This is a genomic window from Limosilactobacillus portuensis, assembly GCF_014838735.1.
GTDB classification, from domain to species: domain Bacteria; phylum Bacillota; class Bacilli; order Lactobacillales; family Lactobacillaceae; genus Limosilactobacillus; species Limosilactobacillus portuensis.
This window is the reverse complement of the sequence record NZ_JABUXQ010000009.1, coordinates 48,738-72,024: the sequence shown is the minus strand read 5'-3', so window position 1 is coordinate 72,024 and position 23,287 is coordinate 48,738. Positions and strand designations below refer to the sequence as shown.

18 protein-coding genes and 2 pseudogenes are annotated in these 23,287 nt (G+C 40.6%); 19 read left to right on the top strand and 1 reads right to left on the bottom strand.

The window, feature by feature from the left end; translation table 11 throughout:
- Window positions 1–441: 441 nt before the first annotated feature.
- From HUK49_RS04370 to HUK49_RS04280, 19 genes and pseudogenes are all read left to right on the top strand, one after another.
- Window positions 442–1,693: pseudogene (locus HUK49_RS04370) on the top strand (argininosuccinate synthase).
- Window positions 1,683–3,068, top strand: a complete 1,386-nt coding sequence (argH, locus tag HUK49_RS04365) for an argininosuccinate lyase (RefSeq protein ID WP_191912799.1) — start codon at window positions 1,683–1,685, stop codon at window positions 3,066–3,068. The pseudogene HUK49_RS04370 and the gene argH overlap by 11 nt, the downstream one beginning before the upstream one ends.
- Window positions 3,069–3,195: 127 nt before the next feature.
- Window positions 3,196–4,230, top strand: coding sequence for a PhoH family protein (locus HUK49_RS04360; RefSeq protein ID WP_191912798.1), 1,035 nt, complete (start codon window positions 3,196–3,198; stop codon window positions 4,228–4,230).
- A 3-nt stretch (window positions 4,231–4,233) separates the two neighbouring features.
- Window positions 4,234–4,713: an rRNA maturation RNase YbeY gene (gene ybeY / locus HUK49_RS04355; RefSeq protein WP_102168672.1), complete on the top strand. Its 480-nt coding sequence runs from the start codon at window positions 4,234–4,236 to the stop codon at window positions 4,711–4,713.
- A complete protein-coding gene (locus tag HUK49_RS04350) occupies window positions 4,697–5,095 on the top strand; it encodes a diacylglycerol kinase family protein (RefSeq protein WP_191912797.1) in 399 nt (132 codons plus the stop codon). Before ybeY ends, HUK49_RS04350 begins: the two co-directional genes overlap by 17 nt.
- Window positions 5,096–5,110: 15 nt before the next feature.
- The gene (era, locus tag HUK49_RS04345; RefSeq protein ID WP_102168670.1) at window positions 5,111–6,016 is read left to right on the top strand and encodes a GTPase Era; all 906 of its coding nucleotides are present in this window, start codon (window positions 5,111–5,113) and stop codon (window positions 6,014–6,016) included.
- 18 nt (window positions 6,017–6,034) lie between these two features.
- Window positions 6,035–6,808 (top strand): DNA repair protein RecO, encoded by a 774-nt coding sequence (recO, locus tag HUK49_RS04340; protein ID WP_191912796.1) that lies wholly within the window; start codon window positions 6,035–6,037, stop codon window positions 6,806–6,808.
- A 284-nt stretch (window positions 6,809–7,092) separates the two neighbouring features.
- A complete protein-coding gene (gene glyQ / locus HUK49_RS04335; protein WP_102168668.1) occupies window positions 7,093–8,088 on the top strand; it encodes a glycine--tRNA ligase subunit alpha in 996 nt (331 codons plus the stop codon).
- A gap of 1 nt (window position 8,089) precedes the next feature.
- On the top strand, window positions 8,090–10,165 hold the full coding sequence (gene glyS / locus HUK49_RS04330; RefSeq protein ID WP_191912795.1) for a glycine--tRNA ligase subunit beta: 2,076 nt from the start codon (window positions 8,090–8,092) through the stop codon (window positions 10,163–10,165).
- Between the two features lie 137 nt (window positions 10,166–10,302).
- Window positions 10,303–12,192 (top strand): DNA primase, encoded by a 1,890-nt coding sequence (gene dnaG / locus HUK49_RS04325; protein ID WP_191912794.1) that lies wholly within the window; start codon window positions 10,303–10,305, stop codon window positions 12,190–12,192.
- 1 nt (window position 12,193) lies between these two features.
- Window positions 12,194–13,336 carry an RNA polymerase sigma factor RpoD gene (gene rpoD, locus HUK49_RS04320; protein WP_102168665.1) on the top strand — a complete coding sequence of 381 codons (1,143 nt, stop codon included), beginning with the start codon at window positions 12,194–12,196 and terminating at the stop codon, window positions 13,334–13,336.
- A 288-nt stretch (window positions 13,337–13,624) separates the two neighbouring features.
- Window positions 13,625–14,812: an aminotransferase class I/II-fold pyridoxal phosphate-dependent enzyme gene (locus HUK49_RS04315; RefSeq protein ID WP_191912793.1), complete on the top strand. Its 1,188-nt coding sequence runs from the start codon at window positions 13,625–13,627 to the stop codon at window positions 14,810–14,812.
- Window positions 14,813–14,937: 125 nt separating this feature from the next.
- Window positions 14,938–15,633, top strand: a complete 696-nt coding sequence (locus tag HUK49_RS04310; protein ID WP_191912792.1) for a tRNA (adenine(22)-N(1))-methyltransferase — start codon at window positions 14,938–14,940, stop codon at window positions 15,631–15,633.
- Window positions 15,633–16,472, top strand: a complete 840-nt coding sequence (locus HUK49_RS04305) for a Nif3-like dinuclear metal center hexameric protein (protein ID WP_191912791.1) — start codon at window positions 15,633–15,635, stop codon at window positions 16,470–16,472. Before HUK49_RS04310 ends, HUK49_RS04305 begins: the two co-directional genes overlap by 1 nt.
- A gap of 2 nt (window positions 16,473–16,474) precedes the next feature.
- Window positions 16,475–17,563: pseudogene (gene pepT / locus HUK49_RS04300) on the top strand (peptidase T); the annotation flags it as partial.
- A 507-nt stretch (window positions 17,564–18,070) separates the two neighbouring features.
- Window positions 18,071–19,093: a serine hydrolase domain-containing protein gene (locus tag HUK49_RS04295; protein ID WP_191912790.1), complete on the top strand. Its 1,023-nt coding sequence runs from the start codon at window positions 18,071–18,073 to the stop codon at window positions 19,091–19,093.
- 179 nt (window positions 19,094–19,272) lie between these two features.
- Window positions 19,273–19,593, top strand: coding sequence for a MazG-like family protein (locus HUK49_RS04290; protein ID WP_191912789.1), 321 nt, complete (start codon window positions 19,273–19,275; stop codon window positions 19,591–19,593).
- Between the two features lie 13 nt (window positions 19,594–19,606).
- Window positions 19,607–20,434, top strand: a complete 828-nt coding sequence (locus tag HUK49_RS04285; RefSeq protein WP_191912788.1) for an exodeoxyribonuclease III — start codon at window positions 19,607–19,609, stop codon at window positions 20,432–20,434.
- A gap of 82 nt (window positions 20,435–20,516) precedes the next feature.
- On the top strand, window positions 20,517–21,224 hold the full coding sequence (locus tag HUK49_RS04280; protein ID WP_191912787.1) for a matrixin family metalloprotease: 708 nt from the start codon (window positions 20,517–20,519) through the stop codon (window positions 21,222–21,224).
- An 84-nt stretch (window positions 21,225–21,308) separates the two neighbouring features.
- Here HUK49_RS04280 and HUK49_RS04275 read toward each other — a convergent pair whose 3' ends face one another.
- Window positions 21,309–23,126 carry a heavy metal translocating P-type ATPase gene (locus HUK49_RS04275; RefSeq protein ID WP_191912786.1) on the bottom strand — a complete coding sequence of 606 codons (1,818 nt, stop codon included), beginning with the start codon at window positions 23,124–23,126 and terminating at the stop codon, window positions 21,309–21,311.
- Window positions 23,127–23,287: the final 161 nt, after the last annotated feature.

Sequence of the window (23,287 nt, the reverse complement as noted above, 5' to 3'; positions counted from 1 at the left end):
TCAAATCAATTGGTATCTGAATTCACGGCCACTTAAATGTCTTAATTGGCATACACCAATCGAGATCTTCTTGCTTAATCTACGTCACTAAATTCGTTCAAGTTATTTCTTGCAATCTGCCCTATTCAACGTATGGTAATAACCAAATTAATGCGGTTAAATTGGAAAAGGATCGGCTAGATCAAACTGAATTACTTCAATATCCACTTCAGAGTGAACAAGCAATTAATTTTCAAAATTAAATAACTAAGCAGGATTCCCTTCATTTAGGCTGGTGATTAGCTTCACTGAGTCAAAATGAAGGGGATTTTTTATTCATTAATATACATAATAAATTATTATTTTTGAATAAAAATGATAATTTATTGATTTTTACTTGCTTTAGATTAATATTAAGTGTATATTTATTACCAATTTCTAAAATGGATGGAGGATATACAGATGACAAAAGAAAAAATTGTATTAGCTTATTCCGGTGGTTTAGACACTTCGGTTGCGATTGCGTGGTTAAAAAATAAGGGATATGACGTGATTGCATGTTGTATTGACGTCGGTGAAGGAAAAGATCTTGAAGCAATTAAGGAAAAAGGAAAGCAAGTTGGTGCATGGAAGTCAGTAGTAATTGATGCTAAACATGACTTTGCTGAACAATTTGTTTTGCCAGCACTTCAGGCACACGCAATGTATGAGCAAAAGTACCCACTTGTTTCTGCACTATCCCGTCCATTAATCGTTCAAAAACTGGTGGCTGTTGCCCGTGAATATGGCGCCACTGCAATTGCTCATGGCTGTACTGGTAAGGGAAACGATCAAGTTCGTTTTGAAGCCGGTATTCATGCCCTTGCTCCAGAAATGAAAATCGAAGACCCAATTCGTGATTGGCATTGGTCACGGGAAGAAGAGATTCAATACGCTAAGGATAACAATATTCCGGTTCCAATTACTAAGGCTAGCCCATATTCCATTGATGAAAATCTCTGGGGCCGGGCAAATGAATGTGGAATTCTTGAAGATCCATGGTCATACGCACCAGCCGATGCGTATGACCGGACAGTAGCGATTGAAGATGCTCCCGATACCCCGACAACAATCGAAATTAGTTTTGAAGAAGGGGGTGCCAACAGCCATTGATGGTGAAAAACTACCACTTGATGAATTAATTATGAAATTAGATCACCTTGCTGGTAGTCATGGAATTGGTCGAATTGATCACGTTGAAAACCGGTTGGTCGGGATTAAGTCACGGGAAATCTATGAATGCTCAGCGGCGACTGTTTTACTGGCCGCTCATAAAGATCTAGAAGATTTGACCTTAGAGCGTGAACTAGCCCATTTTAAGCCGATTGTTGAACAAAAAATGAGTGAGATTATTTACAACGGTCTTTGGTACTCACCGCTAATGAAGTCGCTAGTTGCATTCATCGATCAGGCACAAGCTGTTGTCAATGGTGTTGTCCGGGTAAAGCTATTTAAGGGGAACGTAATCTGTGAAGGACGGAAGTCGCCTAACTCCCTTTACGATAAGAATTTGGCTACATATACCTCAGCGGATGAATTTGATCAGGAAGCTGCTACCGGATTTATCAAACTATGGGAACTCCCTGACAAGGTATATGCTCAAGTCCAGCAAAAAGCATTGGCAACGAAGCAAGAACAAATTAATGATAAAGGTGTGACTGCTGATGCCGATTAAGCGAATGTGGGGTGGCCGGTTTGAGGAAGCTGGCGATGACTTTATTAATAATTTTGGTGCATCAATTGGATTTGACCAGGAGATGGCCGAAGAAGATATCCATGGTTCACTAGCTCATGTAAAGATGTTAAAAGCAACTAACATTCTCTCAGAAAATGACGCTGACCAAATTATTTCTGGCTTAGAGAAACTTGAACAGAAGTTACACCAAGGTAAGTTAAAGTTTTCGGTCGACAATGAAGATATTCATATGAATATTGAAGCATTACTAACTGAAGAGATTGGCCCTGTAGCAGGAAAACTCCATACTGGACGGAGCCGAAATGATCAAGTAGCAACGGACTTACACTTATACGTTAATGAACGCTTGCCATTAGTGATTCAAGCTTTGCGTAATTTGCAGCGCGTTTTAGTTACCAAGGCCGAGAAAAATGTGGAGACAATTATGCCCGGCTATACGCACATGCAACATGCGCAGCCAATTTCTTATGGGCATTACTTGATGGCATATTTTCAAATGTTTCAGCGAGATATTGAACGGTTTGAATTTAACAAACAGCATACTAGTATTTCACCGTTAGGAGCTGCCGCTTTAGCAGGGACCACTTTTCCGATTGACCGTGAATTAAGCTCTCAATTATTGGGCTTTGATCAGCCGTATGTTAATTCATTAGATGCAGTTTCGGATCGTGACTTTGTCTTAGAATTCTTGAGTAATGCCAGTATTCTCATGATGCACTTGTCTCGCTTGTGTGAAGAGATTATTTATTGGTGTAGCTATGAATTTAACTATATTGAATTAGCGGATGAATATTCAACTGGGAGTTCGATTATGCCCCAGAAGAAGAATCCTGATATGGCTGAATTAATCCGGGGAAAGAGTGGCCGTGTTTATGGCGATTTGTTTGGCCTGTTAACAACAATGAAAAGTTTGCCGTTAGCATACAACAAGGATATGCAGGAAGATAAGGAAGGGGTATTTGATACCGTTAAAACAATTCTTCCTTCAATTAAGATTATGACTGGAATGGTAAAAACGCTACATGTCCATAAGGCACGGATGGAACATGCAACCCATAATGATTTTTCTAACGCCACTGAGCTTGCTGACTACTTAGCAACTAAGGGAATCCCTTTCCGTCAGGCGCATGAAATTGTGGGTGAGTTAGTTCTTCAAGGATTAAAGACGGGGACTAACCTGAGTGACATTCCGTTAAATAAATACCAGGAAATTAATTCAAAAATTCAGGAAGACGTTTACGAATGCCTGAAACCAAAAGTAGCTGTGGAACGTCGGCAGTCACTTGGGGGAACGAGCTTTATCCAAGTATATGAACAAATTAAGCAGGCTAAAGAACTTCTTGCTAATCATTAGCCATTACTTGCTTAAAGGAATAAAATAGCCAAAGAATGATTTTAACGATGAGTCATCCTTTGGCTGTTTTTGTTATGATATAATGTGCTAAGGATCTACTTATATTAACTAAGAGGAGCTATTTTAATTGGTAGAAAATAACGAAGAAATTGAGCAAACATTCCAAATCAGTAGTCCAGAATCTGAGGTTGCTTTACTAGGAATTCAAGATAAGTTTGTCTCCTTATATGAACAAGGAATGAATGTTACCGTTAACCCCTTTGGCGACAATTTAAAGATCAAGGGGTTGCCTGAGGATGTTAAATTAACTGCAGATGTTTTCCATGCTTTATTGGATTTAAGCGAACAGGGGATCCACCTTCATAGTACAGATATTGTCAGTGCAATGAAGATGGCTCATCGAGGAACGCTAGATTACTTTGCCGATCTTTATAGTGAAACAATTATTCGGGATCGTCGTGGGCGTTCCATTCGGGTAAAGAATTTTGGTCAACGTCAATATGTTAATGCCATTAAGCACAACGATATTACTTTTGGGATTGGTCCAGCTGGTACCGGGAAAACATACTTAGCTGTTGCAATGGCAGTGGCTGCACTTAAGCGTGGCGAAGTTGAACGGATCATTTTGACCCGGCCAGCAGTTGAAGCGGGTGAAAGCCTTGGTTTTCTCCCAGGGGACCTTCAGGAAAAAATCGATCCATACTTGCGGCCAATTTATGATGCATTGAATGATATTTTTGGAGCGGATCATACTCAACGACTAATGGAACGGGGAGTAATTGAGATTGCGCCACTGGCTTATATGCGTGGGCGAACCTTGGATGGTGCTTTTGTTATTCTTGATGAAGCGCAAAATACAACTAATGCACAAATGAAGATGTTTTTAACTCGGCTAGGATTTGGTTCAAAAATGGTAGTTAATGGTGATATTTCTCAAATTGATTTACCACATGGTACCCGGAGCGGATTAGTAAGTGCAAAACGAATTTTGAAAGATATTAAGTCAATTAAATTTGTTCAGTTTACGGCCGAAGACGTTGTTCGGCATCCCGTTGTCGCCCGAATTATCAATGCCTACGAAACCAATGCAACAAAAAGGTTAGTTAAACGGGATGAGGAAAAAGAAGCGGCAGCGAAAAGGGAAGCCGAGAAAAAGGATTAACTTATGGAATTAGAAATATTTGATCATACTTCACAAAAGGTTAGTACAGCTCATATTGAATTAATTAAAAAGCTACTTGAGTTTGCGGGAAATAAGCTGGAATTAGCTGACAGCACTGAAATGTCAGTAACTTTGGTTAATAATCCTGAAATCCGAGAATTAAATTCTCAGTATCGGCATGTTGACCGGGCAACTGATGTATTGAGTTTTGCTGCTGAGGAATCTGGCGATGAAACGCCAATTATTTTGGCGCCTGAACTGGCAGCCGAATTACCGGTAAATCTTGGCGATCTCTTTATTTCAATTGATAAGGTTGCTGAACAAGCAAAGTTCCTTGGTCACTCGTTTGACCGAGAACTGGGTTTTCTTGTTGTTCATGGCTTCCTTCATTTAAATGGTTATGATCATGAGCAGCCAGAGGACGAAAAGGAAATGTTTACATTACAACGGGAGATATTGGATCAGTATGGCCTCGAAAGATAGTCGGCAAACAGAAAAGAACCATCACTTGATTCAGGCGATGGGACACGCAATCGATGGTATCTTTGATGTCATTTCACAAGAGCGAAACATGCGTTATCATCTTGCGGCGGCGATAGTGGTTATTATTTTAGGCTTCCTGTTGCGGGTTGATCGGTTGGAATGGCTGTGGCTCCTTCTTGCGATCCTAGTTGTCTTTTCGGCTGAATTCTTGAATACGGTCACTGAATCAGTAACAGATTTACTTGGTGAGCATCACTACGATGTTAATGTTAAGAAAGCGAAGGATGTCGCTGCAGGTGGCGTGTTAATTACCGCAATATTTGCGGTTTTAGTGGGATTAATTATCTTTTTACCAAGGATAATAAAGTTATTAGGTTATTAGAAAGGAAGCAAAAGAATGGATAATCCAAATTATAAGTCCGGCTTTGTTGCTTTAATTGGTCGGCCCAATGTTGGTAAATCAACGTTCTTGAATTACGTGGTTGGTCAGAAAGTTGCAATTATGAGTAACGTTGCCCAAACAACCCGAAATAAGATCCAGGGAATTTATACTACTGATGATGCTCAAATAGTGTTCATTGATACTCCGGGAGTTCATAAACCACAAACAAAACTAGGTGACTTTATGGAAAAGTCTACTTTATCAGCTCTTGATGAAGTAGATGCTGTATTGTATCTGGTTTCAGCTACTGAGGATCGTGGACCAGGAGATGATTTTATTATTAACCGGTTGAAGAATGTTAAGCAGCCAATCTTCTTGGTAATTAACAAGATTGATCAGGTTAACCCAAATAACTTACCAGAAATAACTGCGCAATATAAAGATGCATTACCATTTGCTGGAATTTACCCAATCTCAGCCCTTCAAGGAAATAATGTTAACCCACTAATTAATAAGCTAATCGAGATTCTGCCGAACGGGCCACAATATTATCCTAGTGATCAGATTAGCGATCATCCCGAACGGTTTGTAATTGCAGAGATGATTCGGGAAAAGGTCTTTGAATTAACTCGCCAGGAAGTTCCTCATTCAGTGGCAATTGACGTGACCTCTGTTAAACGAGAAGATGATGAGCATGTTCACATTTCTGCCAACATTATCGTTGAACGTCCTGGACAAAAGGGAATTATTATCGGTAAAAAGGGACAAATGTTGAAAAAGATCGGTACTAAAGCCCGACAAGATATTGAACACCTTTTAGGCGATAAGGTCTTCCTTCAATTGTGGGTAAAGGTTGTTCCTGATTGGCGAGATAAATCAGCAATGCTTAAAGATTATGGTTACCGTAATAAGGATTATTAATTGAAGGGATGAGCCCCAATGAGTCGGATTACCACTGATTTTAGGGGAATAATAATGTTTCGCCGTGATTATCGTGAGCGGGATCTCCTAGTAAAAATCTTAACTGATAAGATTGGTCCGGCAATGTTTTTTGTTAAGGGGGCCAAAAAACGAGGGTTTCGAATGGCTGCAGATATTTTGCCCTTTACTCATGGTGAATATATTGGTTCATTAACTGATAATGGATTGAGTTTCATTAATACTGCAAGTGATACTAGTCAGTATCGCTCCATTGCCACTGACATTAGTAAAAATGCATATGCGACATACATATTGGCGTTAGTCGACAGTGCATTTCAGGATGGTCAGGGGATTGGCGGTTGGTTTAACCAGGTTGCTGCAGCCCTTGCTCTGATTAACAACGGTCTTGATGAGCAGGTGATTGCAAATGTGATTGAAACACAATTATTAGTCCGCTTTGGAGTTGCCCCAACCTGGGATCGTTGTGTTATTTGTGGTCGTGACGATCTACCGCTGGATTTTTCTGAGCAGTATGGTGGGATGCTTTGTCGGAATCATTGGCATCTTGACGAACGACGACTGCACCTTGATCAGCGAACGGTTTATTATTTGCAACGCTTTTCGACGTTAAACCTCCAAAAACTCAATTCCATTAAGATTAATCCTGTGACGAAACGACGACTGCAATTCGTAATGGACTCGTTGTATGACAATGAAGTCGGCTTGAATTTGAAAAGTAAACAATTTATTCGTCAAATGGGGCAATGGGAAGAGAAATTAAAAAAATCGTGATTTAGTAATTGACATTTAGAAAATGTTTATCTATCATAAGTCACGTATAAAAATATATTTACAGCAACGACAAAGAAAAAGCTAATGACGGTTAATATTGAGCGACAGAGGGAGAGTGCAAGCCTTTGAGTTAGCCTATTAGTGGGGCACTTTAGCAGCTGTATTAACTAAGCTGTTTTGTAGTGATACAAAGAAGCAGGGTGGAACCGCGAAATTAATTCGTCCCTGTAGAAATTAGTCGCAGACTAGTTTCTACAGGGACTTTTTTGAAAGGAAGAGTCGATATGTCTGATAAGTTAAGTGTTCAAGATATTATATTTACACTTGAAAAGTACTGGGCAAAACAAGGTTGCATGTTAATGCAGGCTTATGATAATGAAAAAGGTGCCGGAACAATGAGTCCATACACCTTTTTACGGGCAATTGGTCCTGAACCATGGAATGCTGCTTACGTTGAACCATCACGACGGCCTGCTGATGGTCGTTATGGTGAAAACCCTAACCGGTTATACCAACATCACCAATTCCAAGTAATTATGAAGCCGTCTCCTGATAACATTCAGGAACTTTACTTAGGGAGCTTGCGTGAATTAGGAATCGATCCACTTGAGCACGATATTCGCTTTGTTGAAGATAACTGGGAAAATCCTTCAATGGGGTGTGCCGGTGTTGGTTGGGAAATCTGGCTTGATGGAATGGAGGTTACCCAATTTACCTATTTCCAAGTAGTTGGTGAATTGCCAATGAATCCAGTGGCGGCCGAAGTTACTTATGGTCTTGAACGGTTAGCTGAATATATTCAAAATGTTGATTCTGTTTACGACCTCGAATGGGCAGACGGGGTTCTTTATGGTGATATCTTTAAGGAACCAGAGTACGAGCATTCAAAGTATGCCTTTGAAGAAAGCAATCAGGATATGTTGCTAGCAGAGTTCAATAATTATGAGACTGAGGCAAAGCGCCTAATTAAGCTTGGTTTGGTTCATCCTGCATATGATTATGTTCTTAAATGTAGCCATACTTTTAACTTATTAGATGCTCGTGGTGCAGTTTCCGTTACGGAACGTGCCGGTTACCTTCACCGGATCCGGATCATGGCTAAGTCAATTGCCAAGGCCTTTGTTGAAGAACGACGTAAACGGGGCTTCCCACTTATCCATGATGAAAAGCTTCGGCAAAAGACCTTAGACGAGTACACAAAGAAAGCAGAAAAGGCTAAGCAACGGGCTGCAAAGCAAGCTGCTAAAAAAGCAAAGCAAGCTCAAAAGGGGGACAAGTAACATGGCTAACTCATACTTATTAGAAGTCGGTGTTGAAGAAATGCCTGCCCATGTGGTAACGCCAAGTATTAAGCAGCTACATGAACGGGTAGCTAATTATCTTAAGGAACAACGGATTTCCTTTGACGAGATCCAGGAATTCGCAACCCCACGGCGGCTATCATTGTTGATTCATGGACTAAACGACAAGCAACCTGATGTTGATGAATCCGTAAAGGGTCCCGCAAAGAAAATTGCTCAAGATGCAGACGGCAATTGGACTAAGGCTGCAATCGGGTTTACTCGTGGACAAGGTGCATCAGTAGACGATATTGAGTTTAAGGAAGTTAAAGGCGTTGAATATGTTTTTGTTGAAAAGCATATCAGTGGTAAGCCAGTAGCTGAAGTTCTTCAAGGACTACCAGACGTAATTACTTCAATGAACTTCCCAACCTTGATGAAGTGGGGATACAATAACCTGCAATTTATCCGGCCAATTCGCTGGTTGGTTTCTCTTTTGAACGACCAAGTGGTGCCGTTTAAGATTCTTGACGTTGAAGCGGGACGGACTACTCGTGGTCACCGCTTCCTTGGCCATGAGGTTGAACTAAACCAAGCAACTGATTATGAAAAGGCCTTGCATGATGATTTTGTGATTGCTGATCAAACAAAGCGTAAGCAGTTAATTGAGGAGCAAATTGATAAGATTGTTTCCGCTAATGATTGGGTAATTGATAAGGATCCGGATTTACTAGAAGAAGTTAATAACTTAGTTGAATGGCCAACCGCTTTTGCTGGATCATTTGACAAAAAGTACCTGGTCCTTCCAGATGCCGTTTTAATTACTTCAATGAAGGATAACCAACGGTTCTTCTACCTTCGTGATCACGAAGGTAACCTCTTACCAAACTTTATTGCAGTTCGTAACGGTAATACCGATTACCTAGAAAACGTGATTAAGGGGAACGAACGGGTCTTGGTACCTCGTTTGGAAGATGCTAAATTCTTCTATGAAGAAGACCAAAAGATTAGTATTAATGAATACGTTGAACGATTAAAGCGGGTTAGTTTCCATGATAAGATCAGTTCGATGTACGATAAAATGCAACGGGTTGCTGTAATTGCAGCAGTTCTTGGTAACCGATTGAACTTTAGTGATGAAGAATTAGCTGATCTTGATCGGGCGGCACATATTTATAAGTTTGATTTAACAACTCAAATGGTTGGTGAATTTGCTGAATTGCAAGGTGTAATGGGTGAAATCTATGCTAAGCTCTTTGGTGAAAAGCCAGCTGTTGCTCAAGCAATTCGGGAACATTATATGCCGGTTTCAGCTGAAGGGGATCTACCTGAGAGTAAGGTTGGCGCTGCTTTAGCAATTGCTGACAAGCTTGATAGTATTATGAGCTTCTTTGCTGTTGACATGATTCCAAGCGGTTCCAATGATCCATATGCATTACGCCGTCAAGCGTTTGGGATTGTGCGGATTATTGCTGACCGGAATTGGCATTTACCACTATTGAATATCCAACCGGAAATCATTAAGGCCTTTAATGAAACTGGGCTTGATGTCGATATTGATATTAGTAAGAATGCAGCCCAGGTTCGTTCCTTCTTTATGGATCGAATTCACCAGTTATTGAGTGGTCAACACATGAAACATGATGTGATTGATGCCGTTACTGATACTCAATCTGATGATATTGAAAACGTTCTGGACGCTGCAAAGACAATCAAAGCCCATCATGATGATGAAAACTTCAAGGGTGTTGTTGAAGCATTAACTCGGGTATTACGGATTGCTAAAAAGGGGAATGATGACTCTTCTGTAAAGGTTGATCCAAGTTTATTCCAAAATCCATCAGAACAGAAGCTTTATGATGCCGTTAACGACTTAGTTGATAAGAATGCACAAAGGACGGTTGATGATAACTTTGCTGCTCTGCGGTCATTAGCACCGATTATTAGTGAATACTTCGATGAAAACATGATCATGGATAAGGATGAAAACGTAAAGAATAATCGTTTGACTCAGCTAGGAATTCTTGCGCGGCAAACATACTTAATTGGTAACCTGGATAAGCTAATCGTTAAATAAGCCTTTTTGATTGTATTATTGATGACTTGTGGTATCATATATATTAGTTAATTTTGGCTAAATAGTTATGGAGGTCGCATTCCGCAGGGGTTGCGGCCTTTCGTAGCTGTTCTAGCGTTAGTGGGGGGTGTCAGCTAGTGGCAAGAATACCATCAGAGGTCATCGATCGAATTCGTGATTCCGTAGATATTAGTGATGTAATTGGTCACTATGTACAATTGCACCAATCAGGAAAGGGATTTGTTGGTCTTTGTCCATTTCATGAGGAGCAGACTCCTTCTTTTTCCGTTAACGAACAGAAACAATTTTTTTACTGCTTTGGTTGTGGCCGTGGTGGAAACGTGTTTCAATTTCTAATGGAATTAAAGCATATTCCGTTTACAGAAGCCGTTGCCGAAGTCGCTCAACTTGCTAACGTTGATCTACCTTCTCAATACCTCAATAATGGTGATAGAAATACTCGCCAAGAGAATAATACTCCTAATGGTAAGTTGATGATGATGCATGAAGAGGCTGCAAAGCTATACCATCATATCCTGATGAACACTCCTGCTGGTGCTCAAGCCTTAAAGTATTTAAAGGGGCGGGGGATGACCGATGAGCTAATTAATGACTTTAATCTTGGCTTTGCTCCGGAACAACGAATTTTGAAGCCTTTTTTGGAGCAAAAGATCAATGATTACCAGTTATTACGTAAATCAGGACTTTTTGTAGAAGATAATGATGGTGGCCTTCACGACCGGTTTGTCGATCGGGTAATGTATCCACTCCGCAACCAAAATGGTCGTGTGATCGGTTTTTCTGGACGAGTAATTGGTAAGGTGCCTGCAGAAACGCCTAAGTATTTAAATAGTCCTGAGACACCGATCTTTAATAAGCGCCGAACCCTCTTTAATTTTGACATTGCCCGTAAGGAGGCCCGGGGGACATCAAAAATATACCTTTTTGAAGGATTTATGGATGTTATTTCTGCTTATAGTGCTGGGGTCAAGAACGGTGTTGCCTCGATGGGGACGAGTCTGACTGAAGAACAGGTTGGCATTCTCGGTCGGGCAGTTAGACAAGTCGATATCTGCTATGATGGTGATTCCGCTGGTCAGAATGCGATTGATCGTGCAGTGACGCTTTTTCGCGATCACCAGCCTCAGGGAATGCAATTGCGTGTCGTTCAATTACCAGCAGGAATTGATCCAGATGAGTACGTTCAACAAAATGGTGCTGATAAGTTTGCTAAGTATTTAGTTGATCAAGAGGAAACGTCAGTTGATTTTTATTTGCGTTTTTACCGGTTGAATAAGAATCTTAACAACCAAAACGAGTTGATTTCATACTTAGAACAATCCCTAAAACTGCTGGCCACTCTTTCATCGCCATTGGAACAGGACATGTACCTTACGCAGCTTGCTAAGGAGTTTGATCTTGATAAGGCAACGTTAAAGAGTCAATTACAAGATATTAGTCGGCGATTAGGGGGAAGAAGTCGCCACTCGCAGCCAGTAGGGTTACCGCAGAATGAGGGGAATTCCTCGGAAATTTCATTAGGACCGCCTAGTTCGCCAGCACCACAGCGGAATCCCATCAAGCGGACTGAATTAGCAGAGCAGTTACTATTAAGGTATATGTTCCATGATCAGGAAGTTTGGGATCATGTAGCGGCAATAAATGATTTTCACTTTGCACATGAACGCTATCAAACGTTATACTTATTAGCGGAGAGTTATTTTTCTGAGCATGGAGAGTATTCAGCTGCAGGACTAATGGATTATCTTAAGGAAGATAGCTTACGATCAACTCTCGGTCAAATTGAGCAGTTAAACGTTGATGATGTAGTTAATATGCAACTTATTGATGATTGTGTTCAATTGATTCAGGAACAAATCCCCCTGTCACAAAAAATCAAAGAATTACAATCGCAGATTAGAGAAGCTAGTTCGTTAAATAATAGTGAACTAGCAACCCAGTTAACAATGAAGTTAATAAAACTTTTAAAGAAGCAACAAGAATTAAAAGCAGAGGAGACCAATTAATATGGCAAAAAGCAAAAAGAAAGAAATCGTCATTTCAAATAGTGATAACTTCGATCAAAAAAAGTATGATACCGCTGTTGGTAAGTTAATTCGTACTTACAAGAAGCGCAAACACATTAAGTATGATGATCTGACCGAACTTGTTGCAAAACCATTTGAATTGAATGCTGATGGAATTGATAACTTACTCCAAAATGTTGAAGATTCAGGAATTAGTGTTGTTGATGAAAATGGTGATCCTGATCCGCGAGCATTAAAGGCTACTGAAAAGCTATCTCAAAAAGCGATGAAGGATACTTCTGCTCCTACTGGGGTAAAGATTAATGACCCCGTACGGATGTATCTGAAGGAAATTGGTCGGGTAAACCTGTTAAGTGCTGACGAAGAAGTTGCGCTTGCTCTCCGGATTGAACAAGGCGATGAAGAAGCAAAGCAAGAACTTGCTGAAGCCAACTTACGGTTAGTTGTTTCCATTGCTAAGCGGTATGTTGGGCGAGGAATGCAATTCCTTGATTTGATCCAGGAAGGTAACATGGGGTTGATGAAAGCCGTTGAAAAGTTTGATTACCGGCGGGGGTTCAAGTTCTCAACCTATGCTACTTGGTGGATTCGTCAAGCAATTACCCGGGCCATCGCTGATCAAGCCCGGACTATTCGGATTCCAGTTCACATGGTAGAAACGATTAATAAACTGATCCGGATTCAGCGGCAACTACTTCAGGATTTGGGACGGGAACCACTTCCAGAAGAAATTGGTGCTGAGATGGATATGCCGACTGAAAAGGTAAGAAATATTCTTAAGATTGCTCAAGAGCCGGTTTCTCTTGAAACACCAATTGGTGAAGAGGATGACTCACACTTGGGTGACTTTATTGAGGATCAGGATGCAACTAGTCCAGCCGATCATGCTGCTTATGAAATGATGAAGAAACAACTGGAAAATGTTCTTGATACATTAACCGATCGGGAAGAAAATGTTCTTCGCCTTCGGTTTGGTCTTGATGATGGTCGTACTAGGACACTTGAAGAAGTTGGAAAAGTCTTTGGTGTTACCCGTGAACGGATTCGGCAAATTGAAGCAAAGGCCTTGCGGAAGTTGCGCCACCCATCTCGTTCAAAGCAATTAAAGGATTTCCTTGAGTAAAATAAGTAAAATTAATAGATAAACGATAGAGCGCGTGTGAGAGAAGATTTTCTCACCGCGCTCTATTAAGTTCTAGTTACCAAGACTTATCAATGATAATTAAGACTTTATTTTATTAATTGTTTTTCATCAAATACCTATTAAATTAAATAATTCTAAGAAAAAGATTAAAAGGTGCTTGACTTGGGCATATGTTCCACAGTACACTTAACTTGTTTAAGTTTTAAGGACTTAAACTTAATTATATTTATAATGTTCAATTGTTAACAAGGGGGAGGAACCATTATAATGCCAAAGTTGTCATCAGATTTAACAGGTACTATTAACCATAAATTAGCTGCAACATCGCCTTCGGGGATCCGGGCATTTGATCGCTCAGTTTCTAATATTCCTGGAATCATTAAGTTAACCCTTGGTGAACCAGATATGAATACCCCTGAACATGTTAAGCAAGCTGCAATTAAGAGTATTCAAGATAATGATTCCCACTATGCACCACAAATGGGAAAGCCAGAATTACTTGAAGCAATCTCTAAGTATGTTGAGCGTACTCGTGGTGTTAAATACGACCCTGAAAGTGAAATTGTGGTAACTGTTGGTGCAACAGAAGCATTAGCATCGACCCTTTTTGCATTATTAAATACTGGTGATAAGGTAATTATCCCAACACCAGTATTTGCGCTTTACTTCCCATTAGTAGCAATGACCGGCGCTACTCCAATTCAGGTCGACACTTCAGCAGACGGCTTTGTGTTGACCCCTGAAAGACTTGAAGAGGTATTGCAAAAGGAAGGTCATGGTGCGCGGGCAGTTCTTCTAAACTACCCAAGTAACCCTACTGGTCGTGAATACCCTCAGGAAACTTTAGAGGGGTTAGCTAAGGTAATGACAAAGCACCATTTGTACGCGATCGCTGATGAAATTTATAGTGATCTTGTTTACGGGGTGGAACATTATTCGTTAACTTCAATGATTCCTGAACGGACAATCTTTATTTCAGGACTATCGAAGTCACATGCGATGACTGGTTATCGCTTAGGATATGTAGCCGGCCCGCAAGAGATTATGGGTAGCATTGGGAAAATGCACGCCTTCTTGGTAACAACTGTCACTGATAATGTTCAGGCAGCAGCCGTTGAGGCACTTAATAATGGTCAAGAAGATCCAATTGAATTTCGTAAGACCTATGAAAAGCGTCGTGACTTCGTGACTGCTGGGCTACGTGATCTTGGCTTTGAAATGTCAACGCCAGAAGGAGCATTCTATATCTTTGCTAAGATTCCAGAATCATTTGGTAAGGACGATGTTAAGTTTGCCACTGAATTAGCTCATCAAGCGAAGGTTGGGGTTACTCCCGGGAGCGCATTTGGTGCTGGGGGCGAAGGTTATGTTCGTCTTTCGTATGCTTCTTCTGATGAGGATCTTCATGAGGCTCTTAATCGGATTGGTAAGTTTGTAAAAGAATTGAATAATTAATAATTAGCTTAAAATTTAATGGGGAGGACAACAATAAAGTCAATTTTGGCTTTGTTGTTGTCCTCCTCTTTGGTTAAACATTTGCTATACTTATATATAAAGAAAAGTTGAGAGGAAATGGTATAGTGGATGCACAAAATTTATCCCAGCGGTTAACAACTGTTGCTAGATTTGTTCCTCAAGGAGCACGAGTAGCCGATATTGGGTCAGATCATGGCTACTTGCCAGCAGCATTAGCACTGCAAGATCAGATTGAATATGCAGTTGCTGGTGAAGTCGTAAGAGGTCCCTATGAAAATGCAGTCAGCGAGATTAAAAAGTTAGACTTAGCAAGGACTATCCAAGCACGGCTAGCTGACGGACTAGCAGCGATTAAAGATAGTGATCGAATCGACACAATTACAATTGCTGGAATGGGTGGAGCATTAATTACCCAAATTCTTGATGCTCATCCGGAAAAATTAGCTGGGGTAACTCGATTAATTTTACAGCCGAATGTTGGTGAGGACCGTTTAAGAAAATGGTTAATGAATCACCAATTTCAGATTATGGCTGAAAGAATGGTCGCCGAAGATGGTCATATTTATGAGGTGATCGTTGCTGAACCATCAATTGTTCCTTTTCGTTATAGTAAGTATGAGTTAACTTTTGGGCCGTTCTTGCTTGAACAGCATTCTCCTGTATTTGTCAAGAAATGGCAAAGTGAATTACAACGGCAAGAGGATGTTCTCCGACAAATTAAATGTGCTAGCAAGCCACCAGTTGCTAAAATTAAGCAAGAGGAGGAATACATTAATTTGATAAGGGAGGTTCTTAATTAATGACGACAGGAAATGAATTAATCCAGCGCTTTGAACAATTTGCGAGTCCGCAACTTGCAGAAAGTTGGGACAACCCCGGATTGCAATTAGGGAATCCTGATCGGCCGATTAAACGGTTGATGACGACTCTTGATGTTCGGCCAGAAGTTGTCCATGAAGCAATTAAGCAAAATGTCGATTTTATTTTTGCTCATCACCCGGTAATGTTTCATCCAGCAAAGAATTTGGATACTCGAGTTCCGCAAAATGAAATGTATGCGCAGTTACTTAGTCATGAAATTACGGTGTATGCCGCCCATACTAATTTGGATACGGCTAACGGGGGAATGAATGATTGGCTAGCAGCTAAATTACGGTTAACTAATCTGAAACCGCTTATTGAAGCTGGTGTTGATCCTGTATCTGGTCAACCAGTTGGGATGGGAAGAATTGGAACCTTAAATGGCTCAATGACCGCAAAAGAATTTGCTCGGTACTGTATGCGAATTTTCAATGTTAATGGGCTGCGGTGGTTAGCTGCACCAACAGATCTGGATAAGCCGATTCACCGGGTCGCAGTTCTTGGTGGTGCTGGTCAAGACTTTTGGCAAGTTGCTGTTGATAAGGGTGCGGATGCTTATGTTACTGGTGATGTGACCTACCATTTTGCCCATGACATGGTTGCCAACCATCTAATGGTAATTGATCCAGGGCACCACATTGAGGCGATCTGTGAACCACAATTGGCTAAACTTTTTAACCAGTGGAAACAGGAAAATAATTGGGATTTTACAATTGTACAAAATCAGCTGAATACTGATCCATTTAATTTTATGGTTAATAATGAAGGGAAGAATTAACAATGACAGAAGAAAAATATGAAGGTTTATTACCACGCTTCTTAAAGTATGTAAAGACAGAAACTCGTTCTAATCCTGATTCAGATACTGTTCCTTCTGACCCTAAGGAAACAGCATTCTTAAATGAATTAGCAGCAGAATTAAAAGATTTAGGATTAAGTGATGTTCATATTAATCCGCAATGTTCATACGTTTACGCTACGATTCCAAGTAACTTAGACCATGATGTTCCAACAATCGGCTATATCTCACATGTTGACACAGCGGATTTTAATGCCCATAATGTTAACCCACAAATTGTTGAAGACTATGATGGTCAGAGTGATATTCAACTTGATGAAGATGGTAACTATGTTTTATCAACTGCAGAATTTCCTAATTTGAAGAATTACCAGGGTGATACGTTAATTACTACTGACGGTTCAACTTTATTGGGTGCCGATGATAAGTCGGGAGTCGCTGAAATCGTGACAATGGCTGCATATTATATGAATCATCCAGAAGTTAAGCATGGCGAAATCAAGATTGGCCTTGGCCCTGATGAAGAAATCGGGACGGGTGCTGACCACTTCGATGTTGATGACTTTGGCGCAGACTTTGCCTACACCGTTGATGGCGGTCCGCTAGGTGAATTGGAGTACGAAACCTTTAACGCTGCTCAAGCTGAGATCGAAATTTCTGGGAAGGATGTTCATACTGGTGTTGCTAAGGGAACAATGGTTAATGCCATCCAGGTTGCAATTGATCTTCACAATAGTTTGCCAGCGCATGAACGGGCTGAAAGAACTGAGGGTCGAGAAGGCTTCTTCCACCTCTATAAGTTTGACGGCAGCGTTGATCATGCACGGATGGTTTACCTTATCCGTGAGCATGATCGGGAAGTCTTTGAAGAACGGAAGCACTTATTAGAACGGATCGTTGATGGTTTAAATACTGAGTTGGGCAGCAAGCGAATCAGTATGAAACTGTACGACCAATACTATAATCTTAAGGATGCTTTAAAGGGAAAGATGGAGTCGGTTGAAATTGCCAAAAAGGCGATGGAAGACCTAGATATTAAGCCGGTAATCTATCCAGTTCGTGAACGTACTGGTAAGGCTACTCGTATCGCTGAAAAGCGTCGCGACAAGTAGTAGCTTGGAACCCTTGTGTATCAAGGGTTCTTTTTTTGTTTTAAATTAAAATTGATCATAAAAAAATGCTAATTCGAATCAGCGAATTAGCACTTTCTATATGTTTCAAGTTATTTTTGGGAGGATAACTTGAATTCGGCCTCAAGGACCAATAAATGGTGTGTCTTTGATAAGACAAGTATATTTTACTCCAATTGGCAGCTAGATAAAAGTTTAAAACGAAAGGTGGATGCCAAGAAAGCATCCACTCATACCGTCTTGTGAGCTAGAAAGCACTCACTGCACACGGTATATTCCTTATTACAATTTATATTATATCCTATAAATCAAATATATAGTATGGTTTTCATAAATGAAGTTTACTCAATTCCTGATGCTCTCATTTTCTTGCCCGGGTTATTAAATAAGGATAAAATAAAATTATACTATTTATATTATTGGGCTTTTATTATCTGGAGTACAATTATGAAAAAACTTAATTTATTTATCTTTCTAATGTTTAGTTCCTTCGGGTTATTCTTTGTATCAACTCAGCAGCAAAGTAAAGCGGCTGCAGTGGATAGGCAGACGCAAACACAGCTTCATGACTATTTAAAATCGCACCATATTAATGGTGTAATGTTAGTTAATGGCAAGGGAAGTAAAGCGATCACCATTACAAATAATGAAACAACAAATAACAAACAGTTAGTGAAGGCTAACCGTTTGTTTCCAACTGCTTCTCTCCAGAAAATCGTGACAGGAACAGCGATTTATCAACTTGCACAGAAAAAACAGCTGGGATGGGACACGTCCCTAAATACGTATTTCCCGCAGATTGATGGCAGCGAGGATATCACGATTCGTGAATTAATGAACCATACCAGTGGTCTTGTTAATAATGATCGTCCGGCACTTCCTTTAAGAGGACAAAAACAGCAAATTACCTACATGCTTGAACACATGAGAAATGATCATGTTCACACCTGGGATTACCAGGATGTTGATTACGAACTGTTAGCTGCAATTATTAGTAAGCAGACTCATTCTACCTATAATGCCTATATTCAAAGAAAGTTTGCAAAGCCACTTCATTTACGGCAGATTAAGGATTTCTCTCAAGTCAATAAGAAGAACGTTCCCCAGACAATGGATTCGACTGTTGATTGGCACCGGGTAACCGTTACTACATCTTCTGATTTCGGTGCGGGAAACTTGTTTATATCACCGAATAATTATTGGCAATTCATTTACAATTATGTTTTAAAAAATCCTCAGATGGTAAATGAATTTTATCAAGAATCACAGAAACAAGAAGTTGCTTACTTTGGTGGAGTGTACATTGATAGTGATATCATTCGGGCTAACGGGAGTATTCCAGGCTATAATGCCTGTTTCATTGCTAATTACAAGACCAAGAAGATGATCATGTTATTCTCTAATAATATTGATTATTTAACACTAAAATCGGCATCTGATGACTTGTTACATAATTATATGGGAGAATAATAGTCCTCAAGATTTTGATTACCCTAAAATTGTTAGACAACTCTGACAATTTTAGGGTAGTTTAGTTCGGCTTTAACGAATACTGTTTAAATTTGAAAACTCTTATTCTGTTATTGCTTTTAATTGAAATAATGTAAAATAGACAAGAAGAATATGATCAACTGAGGAGGAATATCGTGGTGGAGTACGAAGAGCTAATTAATAAGATCCATGATTGGGCGCACCAACGAAAGATTGATCAGGCGGATCCACGAGTTGAATTTATGAAGATGGCTGAAGAGCTAGGGGAATTATCTGGTTCCTATAATAAACAAAATCACGAGCGGTTAGTTGATAGTATTGGTGATCTTCAAATTGCTTTGTTAATTTTCTGCCAGTTAGTTGGTGTTGATCATAAGAAAGCATTGACAGCTGCTTATCAGGAAATTGCGGATCGCCAGGGCAAAACTACTTCTGCCGGTGTCTTCATTAAGCAGAGCGATCTTGAAAAGAAAAATTAGGAGGAAGTTATTTATGAGGTTAATTTCATGGAATATTGATTCAATTAACGCGGCCTTAACTGGGACATCAACAAGGGCCGAAGAAACGAGAAGTGTTCTCCATAAGATTGCAGATCGGCACCCGGATGTGATTGCAATTCAAGAAACTAAATTATCCAAAAATGGACCAACCAAAAAGCATCTTGCGGTTTTGGCAGAGTTGTTTCCTGACTATCAGGTTGCCTGGCGAAGTTCAGTTGAGCCCGCACGGAAAGGGTATGCTGGAACAATGTACCTCTATCTAAAGAAATATGAACCAACAATTACTTACCCTCAAATTGGGGCACCGGAAACAATGGATGATGAGGGACGAATCATTACCCTTGAATTTCCTGACTTTTTCGTTACCGAAGTTTATACACCCAATTCTGGAAGCGGGTTGAAACGGTTAGCTGATCGCCAGGTTTGGGATGATTGCTATCGTGAATATTTACAGGAGCTCGATCAACAAAAGCCAGTAATTGCAAGTGGGGATTTCAATGTGGCTCATGAACCGATTGATTTGGCTCATCCAGAAAATAACCATCATTCTGCAGGCTTTACGGATGAAGAGCGGGAACACTTTACAAAATTGCTTGCGGCTGGTTTTACTGATAGTTTCCGTCATCTTAATCCAGAAAAAACAGGTGCCTATTCTTGGTGGGCACAACGGGTAATCACTAGTAAGCAAAATAACTCAGGCTGGAGAATTGATTACTGGCTCGTTAGTGACCGGCTTGCCGATAGGATTAAGAATTCAACAATGATTGATTCAGGTGAACGGCGTGATCACACACCGATCGAATTAGATATCGAGCTTTAAAGTCATGATTAATAAAAATTTAATATCTTGGTCACAATTTAGTAAATATTGCTAGTTAGAATATTAATCATTGAGAAAGAAGGTGGCCAAGATCAGGATCTTTCGTCTTCTTAAACGATTGGTCGTTTTGACGCTAATTATCGGTGGTGGCTGGCTTTACTTTAACAATTCACGAATCCAAGCAGCATCAACCGCGATGATTTGGAACTTTCGCCAACGAATTGTTAATTTAATCGGTCATGGGGATGATTCGACTACTCAAAGCCTTAACCTGAGAGATTCGAATTCTCAAAATAATCAGCAAACGGGTCAGCAACAAACCGATTCAACAACGATTCCTACTAATGGGCGATGGGCAACCAATACCGCAACGATTTATGTTAATACTGGCAACCAAACCCTTGATTCAGCAGCCCAATCAGCAATTCAACAGTGGAATCAAACCGGAGTATTTACATTTCGTCAAGTTAATAACCGTCAACAAGCAGAAATTGTTGTGAGTGCGATGGATAATGATAGTACTAATGCAGCTGGTCTGACCAAGACTTCATCGAATTCAATTAATAATCATTTTGTTCACGCGAATGTTTATTTAAACCAGCGATATCTTCTGGATCCTGACTACGGTTATGATCAACAACGAATAGTTAATACGGCGGAACATGAACTTGGCCACGCAATTGGCCTTGATCACACAAATCATGTTTCAGTAATGCAGCCTGCTGGTTCTTTCTATACTATTCAGCCAGCCGATGTTCAAGCGGTTAAGAAATTGTATGCAACAAAATAAAAACAACGCAGTACATAAATAATGGGCTCCAGTGCTCGGCAAGACCGAACTCTGGAACCCATTATTTGTACTTTTTAAAGCATTCTAATCTAATTTAACTTTCCGTGCTTTCAACGCCCATAAGATTGAAACCGTATCAATAACTTCTTGGAGCATTGCCCCTACAAAGGCAGGAAGGATCCCGGTGCAGGCAATCAGCATTAAAATGATACAGATTGCAATCCCGATTAAGACCGCTTGTTTAGCGATCTTAATTGTGTCTTTAGCAATTTCGACAATTTTGGCAATCCGTGAAAGGTCATCGCGAATAATCACCACTGAGGCAGACTCACTAGCAGCGGTAGCACCATGAGCTCCCATAGCAATTCCAACGTCGGCAGTCACAAACGATGGGGCATCGTTAACACCATCCCCAACCATAAAGACCGGATGTTGATCTAATGGAATTGCTTTTAGCGCGGCAATTTTTCCTTGTGGCAGTAAATTAGTTTTAACGTCTGTAATACCAACCTGTTTAGCAACTTCCTTTGCAAAAGCTGCCTGATCACCAGTTAGCATCATCAGGTTAGTAACCCCCATTTTACGGAGGGCATTCATTGTCTGCCGTGCTTCTGGACGAATATGATCAACGAATGTTACTGCTCCAGCATATTGACCATTAATTTCAATATAAACCGCGGTTGAAGGGAGAATAGCTTGCTTTCCCTCAGGATCGACGAATGCTAATTTACCGATCTTCATTTGGTAGCCATCAACTGTAGCCGTGATTCCTTTACCGGTAACTTCTTGGAGATCTTGAACCGGGCTAAGGGAAACTGCTTGCTTTTTGGCATAGTCAACTAGTGACCGGGCAAGGATATGCGAGGATTCGCTTTCAGCACTCGCTACCAGTTGCAAAAGCTGATCATGAGAAAAGCTGCAATCAGAAGCAGGGATGATTTCCCCAACTGCTAGCTGACCATTGGTAATTGTTCCAGTCTTATCAAAAGCCCCGGTTTTGGCGTTGGCTAATTTTTCGAGAACGGTTCCAGTTTTAACCACAATCCCGTTTCGGGAGGCGCGGCTCATCCCCGAAACCATTGCAATTGGGGCAGCTAGAATTAATGGGCAAGGCGAGGCAACTACAAGAACCTCTGCGATCCGCACCGGATTTCCGGACCACCACCAAGCAGCTAGCGCAATCACGATTGCAACGATAGTAAATGGCACTGCGTAGCGATCTGCTAACCGGACAAAGTGGGCAGGAGATTCTTCAGCAGTCTTAACCAACTTAACCAGCTGTTGATACTGACTATCCTTGGCGAGTTTAGTTACCCTGATTGTAATTGAGTTGGCACCGTTAATTGCTCCTGACATCACTTCATCACCGGGAATTTTACTTACTGGGCGTGATTCACCTGTAAGGGATGACTCGTCTAGCTCGCTTTGCCCAGTGACTACTTTTCCGTCTAGCGGGATAATTTCGCCTGGTTTAACGATTACCTCAGCACCAATCTGCACATCCTTTACAGCGAGATCGTTGGTTGTCCCATCAGTTACGACGTGAGCAATTTGGGGAGTATTATCCAGTAGTGACTTCAGTTCAGTGTTCGCTTTCTTGGCTGCATAGTCTTCTAGTGCATCCCCACCCGTTAACATTACCAGGATTACCATTGCAGCCCAGTATTCACCTACAGCTAGGGTGGCAACCACGGCTAAAATTGCAAGGAGGTCGACGCCGTAGTCACCGGTACGGATTGACTTGACCATTCCGATAAACATTGAAAGAGCGACGAATGCCCCAACTACTGTTACTAATATTTGTGCAAAAAGCGGATAACCACATGCGTACTGTAAAATAACAGCAACAGCAGCAATGATGATGATTAACCAGAGCTTCTGCTTATTTGATAATTTTTTCACCATTATCCCTCCCGTGATCTTCTTATTATACGTTAAATTGGGAAGGGAGCTTGTTCTTTTAACTATTCTTTCTAGCATAGTTAATTTAAAAATTCATTTGACATTTGGCATCAATCAGAGTACATTATTAGCAACAATCAATGTCCTTTAATTTAGTCCCG